Genomic DNA, 16,329 nt, shown 5'->3' on the forward strand with positions numbered 1-16,329 from the left:
GCAGTGACCAGGTGGCTGGGACTGTTTAACAAAAACACAGCACTCTGCAAACACGAAAGTGGACGTATAGGGTGTGACACCTGCCCGGTGCCGGAAGGTTAATTGATGGGGTTAGCGCAAGCGAAGCTCTTGATCGAAGCCCCGGTAAACGGCGGCCGTAACTATAACGGTCCTAAGGTAGCGAAATTCCTTGTCGGGTAAGTTCCGACCTGCACGAATGGTGTAACCATGGCCACGCTGTCTCCACCCGAGACTCAGTGAAATCGAATTCGCCGTGAAGATGCGGTGTACCCGCGGCTAGACGGAAAGACCCCGTGAACCTTTACTATAGCTTGACACTGAACATTGAACCTACCTGTGTAGGATAGGTGGGAGGCTTTGAAGTGATGACGCCAGTTGTCATGGAGCCGACCTTGAAATACCACCCTGGTATGTTTGATGTTCTAACCTCAACCCATTATCTGGGTCAGGGACAGTGTCTGGTGGGTAGTTTGACTGGGGCGGTCTCCTCCCAAAGAGTAACGGAGGAGCACGAAGGTGGGCTAATCACGGTCGGACATCGTGAGGTTAGTGCAATGGCATAAGCCCGCTTAACTGCGAGACGGACAGGTCGAGCAGGTGCGAAAGCAGGTCATAGTGATCCGGTGGTTCTGAATGGAAGGGCCATCGCTCAACGGATAAAAGGTACTCCGGGGATAACAGGCTGATACCGCCCAAGAGTTCATATCGACGGCGGTGTTTGGCACCTCGATGTCGGCTCATCACATCCTGGGGCTGAAGTTGGTCCCAAGGGTATGGCTGTTCGCCATTTAAAGTGGTACGCGAGCTGGGTTCAGAACGTCGTGAGACAGTTCGGTCCCTATCTGCCGTGGGCGTTGGATGATTGAGTGGGGTTGCTCCTAGTACGAGAGGACCGGAGTGAACGAACCGCTGGTGTTCGGGTTGTCATGCCAATGGCACTGCCCGGTAGCTAAGTTCGGAAAAGATAACCGCTGAAAGCATCTAAGCGGGAAACTTGCCACGAGATGAGTCATCCCTAGGACTATAAGTCCTCTGAAGGGCCGTTGAAGACTACGACGTTGATAGGTGGGGTGTGTAAGTGTAGTGATACATTGAGCTAACCCATACTAATGACCCGAGAGGCTTAACCATACAACACCCAAGTAGTTTTGAAGCGCTTGTTTGATTGATGAACGAAATAAAGACCGCGAGGTCACAGCTTTCCAAGACTTATTGCTAACGAGACCCAATGAGTTAGTGATAAGGGACCCGAATATGCCTGGCGGCAATAGCGCGATGGAACCACCTGTACCCATGCCGAACACAGAAGTGAAACGTTGTAGCGCCGATGGTAGTGTGGCATTCGCCATGTGAGAGTAGGACACTGCCAGGCACCAAATTAATGTGAAGACCTTGGCCGGGTGACAACGGTTAAGCGAGCATAGACGAAAAGTGCGGAGTGGTAGTTCAGTCGGTTAGAATACCGGCCTGTCACGCCGGGGGTCGCGGGTTCGAGTCCCGTCCACTCCGCCAATAACACAAAAGCCCTGAGCCATGCTCAGGGCTTTTTGCTTTCTAAGTTTTTATGTTCGCAGCGAATGAGTTTAACTTTTTACGCGTCCGCCTTAAATCTTTCATAAAAAGATCATAAATCTGTTTTGTATTTGAGGTTCTTGTTATTAAAATCTCCCCTATCTATACCAATAAAATCTAATATAAATCGAAATGTTTGTTATTAAATTCATCAATCATGAAGCTGATGTTGCTGATTCTTTCATCACACAGATGAGAGAGGTTGTGCTAAGCAATCCAGCCGCGCGCAATCTGGAAACATTCAGGATGATTAAATCGACAGCAAATAGATCGGTTTATTGTTGTTCCTTGAATGAGCGAATCTTTTATATAAAACTATATTCGTTTTCCAGCCCGATTAAATATCTCAAGCATCTTTTTCGTTATTCTCATGGTATTCACGGGTATAAAAAAAGTATCCGCTTGCTTAATGAAAATGTATCAACCGCCACGCCTGTCTTAGCCATGTCATATTTGGGTGGTTTACGTAGTCTGGTGGTACATGAAGCAATCCCCGGTGTTGATGCTGAAGCGTTTTTTGTTAACTACTCAAACAATAAAAACCTGCGTAGTACCGTACTTAAAAAAATTGGTGCTTTAATTGCTGAATTGTTTGCTAAGGGATTTTCACATGGGGATATGAATTTCGGTGGGTTTATTGTTGATGCTAAAGATGGAAATGTGTCTGTCTCTCTCATCGATGTCGATAACATTACGAATAATCCCAAACAGCGATTTCGCGATATTGTGAATTTTAATGCTCATCTTTTTGTGACAGCGAAAAAGGCTCAGGTTGAGATGCTCAGCTCTGATGAACTACGAGAAATGTATTTATCTATGTTGGGTATTTATAATTTTGATATGACGGAAACGAGTTTTTTTCAGAGATTAAATCAGGCAACAGAGCTGAAACTCATTAAATGGGGGCAGAAAGGCTATATTGCTATTTAGCAGCTGATGTTCACCCGATAAAACGGACACGCGTTTATTAAGCGGCATGTTCAAACTGTATCGGAGATACATAATTGAGGCTACTGTGCAGCCGCACCTTATTATAAAAATTCCGGATGTATCTGCTGATCTGATCTCTCAGTGCAGATACAGTCGGAAAATAATTTTCATAAATCAGTTCAGACTTTAATGTTTTAAAGAAAGACTCAACTTCAGCATTATCGGTACATCGACCTGGTCGGTTCATGCTGTGACGAATACCAAATTTATTGAGCCAAATTTGCATTGCTTGTGCTCTGAACTCAACGCCACGATCTGTATGTAGGATGAGACCCGGTTTTGGTTTCCGTTGTTTCAATGCTTGATATAAAGCAGCAACAGATAATTCAGCATTGAGTTTCTCATGGAGCGCCCAGCCAATAATTTTCCGCGACCAGAGGTCAACAATGACCGCGAGGAAGACATGCCTGTGACCATGTCGGATATAGGTGACATCGCTAGACCACTGTTGATTTGGTCCTGTTGGCTTGGGCGTCTGCAAGCGATGATTTGGCAGCACTTTTAATTCAGCCCGCATCTTATTCAATTGTTTATAAACACGCTCAACGCGAGCTTTTAAGCCATTTTCTCGCATCAATCTGGCCACTCGTTTCTGACTAACGACAACGCCTTGAGTCCGAAGTGCCTGATAAACTTTAGGACTGCCGTATCGTTCCGCCGATGCCTTGAAGACACGCTTAATGTGCGTCAGTAACACAGCATCCTGTTGCACATGAACACTGGGAGTGCGCTTTAGCCAGTCATAATAGCCACTACGTGAAACGCCAAGTCGTTGGCAAAGACGTTTCACAGAGAGGTGAGAAGCATGCTTTTTTATGAATTGGAATGCTTCCGTCGTTCCTCGGCCAGAAAGCGTTGCCACTTTTTTAGGATGTCGTTTTCCTCTTCAAGTTCAGCAATACGTTTTCTGAGTTTTTTAAGTTTATCCTGCTCTTTGAGCTGGGCATTGGGCTTAGAAGGTTTGGTTGTGGGCTTCATCGGACCATATTTCCCTTCACGAAATTCTTTACGCCAACGAGACAACATAAAAGGATGAATGTCCAGTGCAGCAGCGACATCCTTTACTGATCGCTGAGGGTCGAAACTCCACTGAACGGCTTTCATTTTGAACTCGTCAGAGTACTTAAAAATACGTTTAGCATTGGTATAAGCAGGCATTGATGACCTCTGATTTAGTTATCAATGCGTGTCCGAAAAAGTGGGTGAAGTCCAAGCCTTTCTGATTGTTTTAATTAGTTTTTTTTAATAGTTCCAGCAATTCAGTGCAATGCTGATCTACATCTGTAATTTGTGGCATGAGCAGATCTGGTTTAGTGATAATAAGAGGTTCACTTTTCTGCATCTTCAGAAATTTTTCTAATGCATCTGTCAGTGACTCAGGTGTGAGCTGAAAACGGGTACATGCTGGTTCTGCAATAACCTCTGTGGCTCCTACTGTATTGGCTAATATAACGGGTGTTCCGCATAGTACAGCTTCTGGCCCAACCAACCCGAAAGGTTCATATTTCGATGCCAGAATTGCCGCATCTGCTGCCGCATACAGTGCGGGCATGTTATTGCGGAAACCAAGATTTATGACTCGCGGATGTGTTACTGCTTTCCGGCTGGCAATTGCCAGAACAAAACGTTTATCAGATCTTTCCAGTGCCGTTAGTATAAGATCCAGTCCTTTCCGATCATGGTTATTCGATGGGAACAAAAGCAGGATCTGATCATCCTGAACACCCAGTTCTTTTCTTATTTGTTCTCTCTCTTTTCTTGCCGCTAACGAAAAAGAACTGAAGCTGACTGGCGGGTAGATAATGTGTAATTTATCTTTGTCGATTTGGTAATGATCGATAACTTCCTGTCCGACCTGTCTGGAGTGAGCAACAATACATTTCGCATTTTTATAAAAAGAGGTCTCTCTTTTTATTGTCAAATAATCAAAAATTCCATGGTGTTTCTTTTTTATCGCATTTAAATACCCTTTATGTGTACCGCCAACGACAGCTATATCGGTTGAACCTGCTACGCGGGTCAGACCAATAGTTGGCCATGCACTGTTGATGTATTTTGATGCGGTTACATCAAATAGGTGTTTGTTGACTCTGGAAAACGGTGTGAAATCTGGCACTTTAACAAATTCTACATTAGACGGCGCAATCCCCGGCCAGTTGATTTTCCGGGCGATAACCCGCAAAGGAATGTTTCTGGCGGATAAGTTTTCTATGAGATCTAATGCATACCGTTCCATGCCACCACCGGGTTTGATGGTATGGTAAATAATATTGATTCCTGTAATTCTGTCGTTATTCAATTTGTCAGATCCCATAGTTTTATCAATTATCGCTGCCTGCTGATTTCAGCTTTTTAAAGTAGTGAGCGATAAAGCGCAAGGTAACGCTTTGCCATCGTCGCAGGGGTGAAATTATCTAATTTTTCTTTCGCTGTCGTTGCCAGCTGTTCTCGCAGTGGTTTGTCATTAAACAAACGGAGAATGGCTTTAGCTAATGCATCAGCATTGTTTACCGGGATGAGAAGACCAGTTTGTTCATGCTTGACTATGTCCGGGATACCATCCACATCGCTTGCAATGATAGGTACCATGAAATCCATGACATCGAGCAGGGTAGAGCCTAAACCTTCATTTCTTGATGGAAAGACAAAGAGATCCAGCGCGGCAAAGTAGTCCCCCGGATTTTGTTTAAAGCCTAACCATTCCATGTTGGTCAGGGTTTTACTTTCATCTTTGAGCTGTTCAGCATCCGGGCCATCACCCAACATAATAAAATGAATATTGGGCACTTTATTTTCAAGCAACGTGGCTGCTTTGATGATTTCGCGCTGTCCTTTGTGTTTATCAACTAGTGCGCCGGCATGTCCGATCAGAAATTTGTCCGGATACTGTTTTTTTATCTCTTTACTGATATCTGGGTTATGCGGCAGATGAGCCAATGCGCTGGGTATGGTGGTTACCGGGGCGAGTTGCAATCCGGAAAGATAACTGGCAATCGGTGAGGAGATGGCAACCGCCTGGCTGGCATATTTGTAGCAAAGTTTATTAAATAAATTTTGTTTTATTTGCTGCGGTACCCGACGGGTCAGAATATAAGGCGTACCCCGTAAGCGGTTTTCAATCCATGCCCAATGCACCGCTTTTGCTTCATGCGCATGGATCATGTCTATCTTCTGATGAACCGCAAAGTGCCCCATCAGCTGATGGTTGGCGGTGATAAATTCAAGATTGCTGACCGCTTTCAGATGTTCGCGCAGCGGTGAGTTATCCCGGCAGACCAGATACTGTTTCAGATCATGCTTTGCCAGCTCCTTGATTAATAACTCCGTTTGTCGTTCGCCACCCCGGAATCCTTTGGCCAGGTTGACATGCATGATGGTCGGTGTCATCGGTGATCCTTTGGGTGTTTTGAAATAAATAATATCTGATGCGATCGATTTTCGTATTCAGGACTACTTGGGTTTATCACTGCTGCTGCGTTGCATTACCCATAGCTCGGCATATTTCAGAAAGGTGTAATAAGCCGAAATCACGGACAACAGGAAGCCCGCCGAGCCATCCAGCAACCCGCGCTGGAAAAAATACATACGGCAGAATCTCAGCAGGGAATGCATGGATGCCGCAATAAGAGTGGTACGTTTCCCTTGCTGATATTTGGCTAAGGCCCAGTCATGGGCATAGCAGGATGATTTAGTGACATGATGCCGCAGGTTTTTGTATGGATAATGCAGCAGGTCGTTTTTCAGGCGTTTTACCGTCATATCCTGCGGAACAATCACTTTTTCATGTACATAGCTGTCGTTGTAGGTGGTCAGTGCTCTGGGATACAAACGAAGAACCGGTTTGGGATACCAGCCACAGTGGCGGATATAACGGCCGAAGTACCAGTTCAGGCGAGGTATCGAGTAGCCGGTGTTATCAGCAGGCTTGGCAATCACGGATTCTATTTCTTGCCGCAGTTCTGGGGTGACGCGCTCGTCAGCATCTAACCAAAGACACCAGGTGCCGTTTGCAAGACGCTGTGCACGTTGCCGTTGTACACCGAAACCTTGCCAGTCAATGTCCTGATACACTTTTGCCTGATAGCGTTCAGCTATTTTCAGTGTGTCGTCGGTGCTGCCGGAATCAAGAATAATAATTTCACTGACCCAGTCTTTAATCGTATCAAGACAGGCTGCCAAGTGTTGCTCTTCATTTTTAACGATCAGAATAGCGGAAATGAGGGCATCTTTATTCATGAGCTCGGGTCTCTTGGATTTGGGCGGCAAGGTTATCAAACTGCAGTTTAACGTCAGCGATCCGGATGTGTCGCATGGCATCGGCTTGTTTTAACCGTGTTCTCCAGGCTAACTGCGCCATTTTTTTTCCGGTCTGCGCTTCAATCAGTGCCTGATATACGCTGACAACGTAGTCTTTGCAGAAATACGGGCCTGTTCTTGCCGGATTATGGTGAGCGTAGAGACCAATGACGGGGGTTCCCACTGCAGTGGCCATATGTGCCGGCCCGGTGTCGGGGGCCAGTACCAGCGTAGCCTGTTTAATCAGAGCCAGTAACCGTTTCAGTGTCGTTTGTCCGACCAGATTGACTGGTTTATGCTGACAAAGTGCCGAGATCTCTTCGGCGAAGGATTTTTCCTGAGGGCTTGGGCCTCCGCACAGCATCACTTGGAATCCTTGTGCGGCAGCATGGTCGGCGAGTGCTGCGTAGCCTTCTTTGGTCCAGTTTTTGTAGGCTTTACTGGCGGAGGGCGCAATCAGCAGCGTCGGTTTTTCCCCGCTGATGTTCTGTTTTGCCCAGTCGTTGTCGGTTTCGGCTACAGGTATATGCCATTGCGGTGTTAAATCATGCACACCTAATTCGGCGGCAAACGCCATGAAACCGTCTAATACGTGAGGTGACTGCGGTGAGGGTACTTTGAGGTTAGTAAATAATGACTGACCATCTCCCGCGCGTTGCTGGTCGAACCCCAGGGTTTTATCGGCTTTGATGCCCAGGGTGAGCAAACTGGCTCGGAGGGCCGATTGCATATGCAACAAAGCATCAAAATGGCGATCACGCAGTTGTTTCCAGATAGACGTGTATGCCCGGAACCCGGCATTTTTATCGAATACTATGACCTCAACGCCCGGTAAATCATGCAGTAAGCTTGCTTCGGCTTTGCCCATGATCCAGGTGATTTTAGTCTGCGGCCACTGGCGCTGGATGGCCTGTACCATAGCCACGGCGTGTACGCAGTCACCAATCGCAGAAAGGCGGATAAGACACAGCGCTTCAGGCGCACGGAGAAACAAAGGCATAGTTTTATCGCTTGGGCGGAATATGCAGATATTATGCTTTACCACAGAGGAATAGTGAAATCACCACAGCAGAATGTGACTATTCCTTCTGCTGTGGTGAGCCTTATAACGCAGCTAATGCCTGCCAGACCGTCTCTGGTGACAGTTCGGTCAGACATTTCAGATGTTTCAGCGGGCACTGCTTTTTGAAGCAGGGACGACAGTTGATGTCTGTTTGGACCACTTGCACCTTCTGCGACAGCGGCGGCGTATAGCCGGGCGAAGTGGAGCCATAAACTGCGACCAGCGGTGTGCCGACCGCCGCGGCGATATGCATCAGGCCGGAATCATTGGACACCACTTTATTGCAGGCGGCCAGTAAATCGAGCGCTTCGGTCAGACTGGTGGTGCCGGCAATCAGATGGCAATGCGCCTGTTGCTCCGGAGTCAGGTGTGCCTGAATGGTACGCGCAACGGGCTGATCTTTGGCTGAACCGAAGATCCAGACATCCCCGCCACTATCAATCCAGCGTTGTGCGACCGTTGCGTAATGCTGTTCCGGCCAGCGTTTTGCCGGACCGAATTCTGCACCGGGACATAAACCTAAAACCGCTCTTTCGGTGGTCAGTGAGAGGCGTTCTTTGACGGCTGTCTGCTGCTCAGTGTCGACTTGCAGGGCAGGATAGGGTATGGCTGGTAAGTCTTTGGCAGAATGCATTTTACGGCGCGGGAAGGCTAAGGCGCAGTAACGCTCGACCATCAGCGGGAAGCTTTCTTTATTGCGGCGCAGGTCGTTCAGCACACCATAACGTGATTCGCCTTTCCAGCCGGTACGCAGCGGAATACCCGCAAAAAGCGGGATCAGCGCTGATTTCAGCGAGTTTGGCAGAACAATGGCCTGGTCGTACTTATTGTTTTTCAGCTGGCGGCCGAGTCGCCAACGGGCGGCCAGATTGAAGTCACCATGGCCCAGCGGCATTTCGATGGCTTTATCAACCTGTGGCATCCGCGCCAGTAATGGCAGACACCAGCGGGGAGCCATGACATGCAACTTCATGTGCGGATGCTGTTGCTTCAGGGTGATATAGAGACTTTGCGACATCACCATGTCACCGACCCAGGCCGGACCAATAATAAGCATATTTGACATTACAGTAGGCTCTTACCATTTATGGGTTGTTGGGAACGGACTGCCGAATATAAGAATATGATCGAGGCACAATAAAACACGATACCTGAGCTATGGTACAAAAAGGCCTGACTCAGGCTGTAATCTATCGTGGAAAGTACCACTATAACGCCAGCTGCCGCGAGTGTCCGGGTTTCCGGTGTGAATGACTGATTCAGATATTGTTTGAACAGATAGAGTGGGATCAGCAACAGCGCCAGCAGGGCACCTAAGCCGATAATGCCCCGTTTGGCCATCTCATCCAGAAACTGGTTGTGAGCATGACTGTTAAAGTCATATGCCTCTTTGGTTATTAAGCCTTGTTTGTATTGCTGTTCCTGCGACTGACGCACACCGTGGTAGCCCCAGCCAAACAGTGGTTTTTCCAGAAAGCTATCCACCGAACTTTTCCAGATTTCAAAGCGGTGGCCCAGAGAGGTGTTTTTGTTTTGCCCGGACAAGTAAAGGCTGATATCGCTTTTTGCGGCTGCAATACGTGTCGGGACACCACTCTGCGGAGTCAGGCAGAACGCCACTAACAGGCATAGCGCCAGACCCATACCGAGTTTCACTTTCGGTGAGAACCAGTCTTTAAAAATACGGTAAATGACAAACAGGATGACCGGAAATAACACCCAGCCGCCGCGGGAACCGGAAAGAATACTGCCCAGAACGCCAAGGATTGAGGCTAGCGCAAAATAGACGATCAGGCCTTTGTTTGCTGTTTTTATCGACCACATCACACCACACAGACTGAGCAGACCTAGTGTCATGCTGATATCGCCACCCTGGATCGGTACCATCCATTCAAAGGCTCTGCCGTAACCCGTCACCAGTCGATCAAACAGAGCCCGGCTGCCAGCAGTAATAGCGCCGGTCGCAATGCCCAGCATTAGCCATTTAAAGCGGGGGGGATTGCGCAGACAGAACAGCAGGATCGCCGCACCCATGATGACTTTACTCGGGCGATCAAACTCTTTGATAGTTCCGCCATCGGTGAGAATCGACAGACCGTGGACCAGTGGATAGATCAGTAAAATCGCAAATAGTAGCCAGCCGTTTCTATCCAGTATCTGGTAGGTTTGTTTCCTGAAAAGCAGAGGCAATGACATGAGCAGCAACACAGCTGGTGCATAGGAGTAACCACTTCTCGTACTGATACAGAGTACACCGAACAAAAAATAGCAACTTTGAATGATCAGGGATTTTACTTGTTCACTGCTTACTGGCATGTGTGTTCCACATAAAAATTAAGCATAGCCTTAATCAGGACTATGCTTTTGGATACGTTTATTAGGTTGAGAGCCTGAGAGCTTTTATTTGTTCAGCCACGCCATGTATTCAGCAACACCTTCAGCGACGGTACGGAATTTCACGTCACAGCCGGTGGCGCGCAGCTTGGTCAGATCGGCCTGGGTAAAGCTCTGATAGCGGCCTTTCAGGTGATCCGGGAACGGGATGTATTCAATCTCGCCTTTGCCATGATGTTTCAGTACGGCTTCGGCCACGTTCTGGAATGGTTCTGCCTTGCCGGTGCCGCAGTTGAAGATACCGGATTTGTCCGGGTGATTCATAAACCACAGTACCACTTTGGCAACGTCTTCGACGTAGATGAAATCACGGGTCTGGCCGCCATTCGGGAAGCCGTCACAACCCTCGAACAGTTTGACGTTTTCACCTTTCAGCACCTGATTGTTCAGGTGGAACGCCACGCTGGCCATGCTGCCTTTATGCTGTTCACGCGGGCCGTAGACGTTGAAGTATTTCAGACCGACGATCTGCAGATCGGTTTCCGGCAGAATACGGCGGACATATTCGTCAAACAGGAATTTGGAGTAGCCGTAAACGTTCAGCGGCTGTTCAAAACGACGCTCTTCGATGAAGTTGTCATTGCGGCCACCGTAAGTCGCGGCAGACGAGGCGTAAATAAACTGCACGCCATATTCCAGACAGTAATGCAGCAGGTCTTTGGAGTATTCGTAATTCACGTCCATCACGAACTTGCCGTTCCACTCGGTGGTGGCGGAGCAGGCGCCCTGATGCAGAATGGCGCTGATGCCGCCCCACTCTTCGAAATGGTCACCGGAAACAATGCGCGCAATGAACTCGTCTTTGTCGATGTAATCAGCGATATCCAGATCGACCAGATTGACGAATTTGGTGCCGTCAGTCAGATCGTCAACCACCACGATGTCTTTACGACCCGCCTGGTTTAATGCTTTTACCAGATTACTGCCGATAAAACCGGCGCCACCAGTTACGATGATCATGTGCTATCGCCTCGCAGACGTTATCTAAAGATGCTCAGTGCTTACTGAGAATATACCGGCAGTTTATCATATTTCGTGCACAGTGCAGTTTGTTCTGATTTATACGCCGGGCTCCGGGTGCAGGCGCTGGCAGGCCCGGCCATCGGCATGGAACAAGTGGCAGCGTTCAGCGGGTAATCCGATGGTTAGCGCGGTGCCATCCCTGACCACGGCAACATCATGATGGCGGTATACCAGCGGGTGTTCTTGCCCGGCGAGTTGCAGATGGATTTGCGTTTCATTGCCGAGTTGTTCGGCTACCAGAATGGTGCCGTGCAACTGATGCGGGCTGGCGGCAGCATCCAGCAGATGTTCCGGGCGGATACCCAGTGTCATCTGATCTCCGGCTGAAACAGACGTGCCATCAACGGGAAGCCAGAGACTGGTTTGTCCGGCGATCTCTACCTGTACCCGTGCGCTTTCTGCTGCCAGTACGGTGACGGGCAGGAAATTCATTTTCGGCGAGCCGAGAAAACCGGCGACAAAACGGTTGGCCGGGTAGTGATACAGCGCCAGCGGTTTACCCACCTGCGAAACCAGTCCGCCATCCAGTACCACGATCTTATGCGCCAGTGTCATGGCTTCGATCTGATCGTGGGTCACGTAAATCATCGTGCAACCCAGACGTTTATGCAGGCGGGCCAGTTCAATGCGCATCTGTACCCGCAGCGCGGCGTCGAGGTTGGACAGCGGTTCGTCCAGCAGGAAGACATTGGGTTCGCCGACCAGGGTACGACCGATGGCGACGCGCTGGCGTTGTCCGCCGGAGAGGGCTTTTGGCTGGCGATCCAGTAATGCGCCAAGTTGCAGGATGTCGGCGGCCTGTTGTACCCGCTGCTGAATTTCGGTTTTGCTGGCGCCGGCCAGTTTCAGGCCGAAGGACATGTTGTCGGCAACCGAAAGATGCGGATAGAGCGCATACGACTGGAACACCATACCGACGCCGCGTTCGGCCGGTGGTACTTCGTTCATGCGTTGCTCGCCAATCAGCAATTCACCGGAGGTGATATCTTCCAGCCCGGCGATCATGCGCAGCAGGGTGGATTTTCCGCAGCCGGACGGGCCGACGAAAACCACAAACTCACCGTCTTCAATATCGAGATTGATGTCTTTGGATATGGTGACATCGCCGAAGGTTTTACAGACGTTACGCAGGATAACTCCCGCCATACCAGGCTCCTTTTACTACTTAATGTGGCTGGTGGATAACGAGCATAGTGCCTGTAGTTGGCTGGCGGGGAAATTCAGATGAGTATTTTTTGCGAGGAGAAAGGCATTTATGGGCCGGCCCGCACCAAAGTACGGGCCGGGGACCATCATTTACGGGGTTGAACACTGTTGATGAAGGTGGTGCGGGCGGTGGCGGAGCCCAAGTGCTCGGCTTCTCCGACTAATGTGAGTGCCCGTGCCATATCGCTGTTTTTAACTGCTTGCCGGATCTGCAGGTTGAAGTAATTCTCCGTCTCGGGCAGCAAGCCGGTTACTGCCGGTGCAGTGATTTCTTGCGTTGCCGGTGCTGCGACCGGGCTGGCGGCGGCGATACCGGAATGATTGCTGCCGATGGTGACCGCATCATTATTCCGTTCAGTAGTGACTTTCAGGCTGAGATGACCCTGTGCGCTGTGTTGGGCGACTGGATCGGGAATATTCGGTGGCTGATTGCCGGTGGCTTTGGCATAGGCTTTCACCGCACCTTCCAGCGTGGTGTGTTGCGCCACATCCTGCGGTGTGGTGTAGATCAGCAGATAGATACTTTTCTGTCCCGGTGCCGGGGAAAGTTTCAGTGTGCCTTCCAGTCGATCGCCGGTTAACAGCGAGGCGGGCTGGTAGCTGAACTGGTTGCTGGAGTAAAACGCGGCGGGCTGCTGTTGCTGATCCAAAACCAGTACGTTCGGCGAAAAGACCTGTTTGCCATCAATCAGACTGCGTAAGCGCAGTGTCAGCGTGCCGTGATCAGCAGGCAGTTGCAGTGCCAGCACTTTGCCGCTGATCTGGTTCAGGCTGAGGTTTTGTCCTGAGGCATTCATGTCGAATTCGGCGTTTTCACCGGCCTGTACCGATTGCCAGTGAATGGTTTGCAGCTGTGACGCGGTAATGGCCGGGGCGGTATGGTTGTCTTCTGCTGCGAAAACCGGTGCAGCCAGACCACCGATTGTCAGCGAAAGCAAAAAAGCGAGCGTGGTGTATTTCATAAAGGCGACCTTATTTCAGACGACAGCAAAGCAAACAGCCGGCTCTGCTGAGCCGGCTCAGAACTATTACCACCAGGCTTCGAACTGTGCGCCGAAGGTAACCTGATTATCGTCAGCCAGACTGCTGGTGCCGGTGCCGAATTTTTCATCCCACTTGGCGTAGGTGGCATACAGACGGATCGCCGGACGGGCCCACTGGTTGTTACCGGCCTGCCATTGCTGTGCCAGCGTGACTTTATACTGCTTGTTGGTTTCGTCAGAGGCCTGGTCTTTGACATGGTCATAACCGGCTTCGAACTGGGTGCTCATGATCGGCGTCCATTTATACATCGGACGAACGCCGGCGCTGTACCAGGTGCTGCCGTTGTCATTGTCCAGGTCGGTGTCCTGATACAAACCGACGTACATCAGATCCCACTTGTCGTTCAGGCTGATAGCACCGTGATCGATAACGCGGACCATACTGCCGTTGTTGTTGACGGATGCGCCTTGTGCATGGCCGTTATTCCAGGAGGTCATGGAATCGGTCGCATACTGCACCACGAATTTATTGAAGCCATTCAGCATGCTCTGGGTATGTTCGGCCGTTAACATGACGCCGTTTTCAGAGGCATCATCCGCCAGCTCGTAACCATCCGCCGTGTTGGCATGGCCGTAAGTGGCGCCCAGTTCCAGCGTGCCGTCGGTATTGGTGGCCAGGCTGGCCAGACGCACATCAAAGATATCGTTATTGGTATCTTTAGTGGTTTCTGTGCCATCAATCCACGCGGTAGAACCACCGCTTTCAGTGTCACGGGTGACGGCGGCAGACAGTTTGCCGAAGCCCAGATCGATGTTTTCCAGACCGGCGCCCGGACCGGAAATATCCCAGTAGTAGAAGTCGATCATGTGCACGTCATGACGCTGGTAGAAGCGTTTACCGGCCCACAGGTTGGCACCGGGCAGTGCGGCAATCAGGTTTTTACCTTGCACGTTCATTTCACGGAACGCCGGACTGGTGGACTCCCAGTCATTCTGCTGTGATACGGAATAGGCGACGTTGGTATCCAGCGCGAAGACCTGATCGTTTTCTTTGTACAGCTCCTGCCCCAGTTTCAGCTCGGCATAGGTTTCACATTCGTTACCGAGACGATATTTGGCGCCGGCACCGGCCAGCTGGTGGCACTGCTGTTCGCCACCATCACTGGTCCAGCCGATACCGGAACGGGCATAACCGTGAAAATCGACCGCCATCGCGGAGGCGGAGCTCAGTACCGCACCGATGGCCAGAGCCAGCGGCAGTTTTTGCAGATGATGCATCATTGTTGTTTTTCTCCTTGCACTTGGCGTTGGAATGGCCCGGGGGAAAAGCGAGGGTTCCGGGCCAGATCTGGGCTAGACGCCCAATTCTTTATGCAGCCGGCGGCAGGCGGTGCCGTCTTCGCGGAACAGGTGACAACGCTGCACGGGCAGACCGATTTCAATCATGGAGCCTTCCTCGACCAGTGCGACGTCGTTGTGGCGATAGACCAGGTTTTGCTGGATGGTCGGCATCTGCACGTGGATTTGGGTCTCGTTACCGAGCTGTTCGACCACACTGACTTCACCGCGCAGGCGGTATTCGGCGGCTTCGCCGGGCAGCAGATGCTCCGGACGGATACCGAGTGAGAGCATGCTGCCGATTTGCACATCGCGGCTGTCTACCTGCAACCACAACAGCTGCTCATCCGGTAACTCCACCTGTACGCGTTCGGCTTCGGTGGCGTGTACCCGCACCGGCAGGAAATTCATTTTCGGCGAGCCGATGAAACCGGCGACAAAACGGTTGGCTGGATAGTGATAGAGTTCGAGTGGTTTACCGACCTGGGCGATGCTGCCGCCTTCCAGCACCACGATTTTGTCGGCCAGCGTCATCGCTTCGACCTGATCGTGGGTGACGTAAATCATGGTGCTGCGCAGACGCTTGTGCAGACGGGCGATTTCGATACGCATCTGCACGCGCAGACCGGCATCGAGGTTGGACAGTGGTTCATCCAGCAGGAACACCTGCGGTTCCGCCACCAGCGTCCGGCCGATGGCGACGCGCTGGCGCTGGCCGCCGGAGAGGGCTTTCGGTTTACGTTCCAGAAGGTGCGCCAGTTGCAGCACTTCCGATGCATGATTTACCCGCTGCTGGATCTGTGGTTTACCGGCGCCGGCCAGTTTCAGGCCAAACGACATGTTGTCGGCCACGGAGAGATGCGGGTAGAGCGCATAGGACTGGAACACCATGCCGACACCGCGCTCCGCGGGGGGCACGTCATTCATGCGGCGTTCACCGATCATCAAATCCCCGGCGGAAATGTCTTCCAGACCGGCAATCATGCGCAGCAGGGTTGACTTACCACAGCCGGACGGACCGACAAAGACCACAAACTCGCCGTTATTGATCTCCAGATTGATGTCTTTGGAAATCGCTACCTCGCCGTAGGTTTTGCATACATTACGCAGTGTCACGCCCGCCATGAGTTACTCCTTACCACCTGACTTGTTCCGTATTGCCTGTTGCAACCGGATTACTGACTGAGGTGCATAGTGCGGCGGGTTGGCGAGGACGAAATCATCCGCGGAGAATCTTTTTGAGGGGGATGAGGCGGGAGGAGGAGGCCGGATGAAAACCGGGAGGGTGAGGCCGGCGAAGCGAAATATTGTGAGGCTGACCGCAAAGCTGACATGAGAATTTGTTGCGCCAGCGCACAAAATCTACGGTTGTGTCGGTTGGGTCACACAAAACAGGGGGTGGGGCGTAGAGAGGAGGAGGATGCTGTACTAGCTACGCCATTG

Annotated in this window: 14 protein-coding genes, 1 tRNA gene and 2 rRNA genes (1 of these 17 only partly in view); 4 read left to right on the forward strand and 13 right to left on the reverse strand. The window is 50.6% G+C overall.

Annotated elements, in window-relative coordinates:
* From TOLA_RS00130 to TOLA_RS00145, 4 genes are all read left to right on the forward strand, one after another.
* Positions 1-1,152 (forward strand): 23S ribosomal RNA (locus tag TOLA_RS00130); it begins 1,737 nt to the left of the window's first position.
* A 126-nt stretch (positions 1,153-1,278) separates the two neighbouring features.
* Positions 1,279-1,393, forward strand: a 5S ribosomal RNA gene (rrf, locus tag TOLA_RS00135).
* Between the two features lie 63 nt (positions 1,394-1,456).
* Positions 1,457-1,533 (forward strand) — tRNA-Asp (locus tag TOLA_RS00140).
* A 192-nt stretch (positions 1,534-1,725) separates the two neighbouring features.
* Positions 1,726-2,523, forward strand: coding sequence for a lipopolysaccharide kinase InaA family protein (locus TOLA_RS00145; RefSeq protein ID WP_012728253.1), 798 nt, complete (start codon positions 1,726-1,728; stop codon positions 2,521-2,523).
* A gap of 37 nt (positions 2,524-2,560) precedes the next feature.
* Here TOLA_RS00145 and TOLA_RS00150 read toward each other — a convergent pair whose 3' ends face one another.
* The 13 genes from TOLA_RS00150 to malK (TOLA_RS00210) form a co-directional block, all read right to left on the reverse strand.
* On the reverse strand, positions 2,561-3,445 hold the full coding sequence (locus TOLA_RS00150) for an IS3 family transposase (RefSeq protein WP_083757710.1): 885 nt from the start codon (positions 3,443-3,445) through the stop codon (positions 2,561-2,563).
* Positions 3,397-3,741 (reverse strand): transposase, encoded by a 345-nt coding sequence (locus TOLA_RS00155; RefSeq protein ID WP_012728255.1) that lies wholly within the window; start codon positions 3,739-3,741, stop codon positions 3,397-3,399. Before TOLA_RS00155 ends, TOLA_RS00150 begins: the two co-directional genes overlap by 49 nt.
* A 70-nt stretch (positions 3,742-3,811) precedes the next feature.
* Entirely contained in the window at positions 3,812-4,897 is a 1,086-nt protein-coding gene (locus TOLA_RS00160; RefSeq protein WP_012728256.1) for a glycosyltransferase family 4 protein, read from the reverse strand.
* Positions 4,898-4,935: 38 nt separating this feature from the next.
* Positions 4,936-5,970, reverse strand: a complete 1,035-nt coding sequence (locus TOLA_RS00165; protein ID WP_012728257.1) for a glycosyltransferase family 4 protein — start codon at positions 5,968-5,970, stop codon at positions 4,936-4,938.
* A 63-nt stretch (positions 5,971-6,033) separates the two neighbouring features.
* The gene (locus TOLA_RS00170) at positions 6,034-6,819 is read right to left on the reverse strand and encodes a glycosyltransferase family 2 protein (protein ID WP_012728258.1); all 786 of its coding nucleotides are present in this window, start codon (positions 6,817-6,819) and stop codon (positions 6,034-6,036) included.
* Entirely contained in the window at positions 6,812-7,879 is a 1,068-nt protein-coding gene (locus TOLA_RS00175; RefSeq protein ID WP_012728259.1) for a glycosyltransferase family 9 protein, read from the reverse strand. The genes TOLA_RS00170 and TOLA_RS00175 overlap by 8 nt, the downstream gene beginning before the upstream one ends.
* 103 nt (positions 7,880-7,982) lie before the next feature.
* Positions 7,983-9,008: a lipopolysaccharide heptosyltransferase II gene (waaF, locus tag TOLA_RS00180; RefSeq protein WP_012728260.1), complete on the reverse strand. Its 1,026-nt coding sequence runs from the start codon at positions 9,006-9,008 to the stop codon at positions 7,983-7,985.
* Positions 9,008-10,258 (reverse strand): O-antigen ligase family protein, encoded by a 1,251-nt coding sequence (locus TOLA_RS00185; RefSeq protein ID WP_012728261.1) that lies wholly within the window; start codon positions 10,256-10,258, stop codon positions 9,008-9,010. The genes waaF and TOLA_RS00185 overlap by 1 nt, the downstream gene beginning before the upstream one ends.
* Before the next feature lie 84 nt (positions 10,259-10,342).
* Positions 10,343-11,296 (reverse strand): ADP-glyceromanno-heptose 6-epimerase, encoded by a 954-nt coding sequence (gene rfaD / locus TOLA_RS00190; RefSeq protein ID WP_012728262.1) that lies wholly within the window; start codon positions 11,294-11,296, stop codon positions 10,343-10,345.
* Between the two features lie 99 nt (positions 11,297-11,395).
* Complete coding sequence (gene malK, locus TOLA_RS00195) at positions 11,396-12,505, reverse strand: maltose/maltodextrin ABC transporter ATP-binding protein MalK (RefSeq protein ID WP_012728263.1); 1,110 nt, start codon at positions 12,503-12,505, stop codon at positions 11,396-11,398.
* 146 nt (positions 12,506-12,651) lie between these two features.
* Complete coding sequence (gene malM / locus TOLA_RS00200; protein ID WP_012728264.1) at positions 12,652-13,527, reverse strand: maltose operon protein MalM; 876 nt, start codon at positions 13,525-13,527, stop codon at positions 12,652-12,654.
* Between the two features lie 66 nt (positions 13,528-13,593).
* Positions 13,594-14,829 (reverse strand): maltoporin, encoded by a 1,236-nt coding sequence (locus TOLA_RS00205; protein WP_012728265.1) that lies wholly within the window; start codon positions 14,827-14,829, stop codon positions 13,594-13,596.
* A 72-nt stretch (positions 14,830-14,901) separates the two neighbouring features.
* Positions 14,902-16,011 (reverse strand): maltose/maltodextrin ABC transporter ATP-binding protein MalK, encoded by a 1,110-nt coding sequence (gene malK / locus TOLA_RS00210; RefSeq protein WP_012728266.1) that lies wholly within the window; start codon positions 16,009-16,011, stop codon positions 14,902-14,904.
* Positions 16,012-16,329 lie beyond the last annotated feature (318 nt).

This window comes from Tolumonas auensis DSM 9187 (genome assembly GCF_000023065.1).
In the GTDB taxonomy this organism is placed as follows: Bacteria; Pseudomonadota; Gammaproteobacteria; order Enterobacterales; family Aeromonadaceae; genus Tolumonas; species Tolumonas auensis.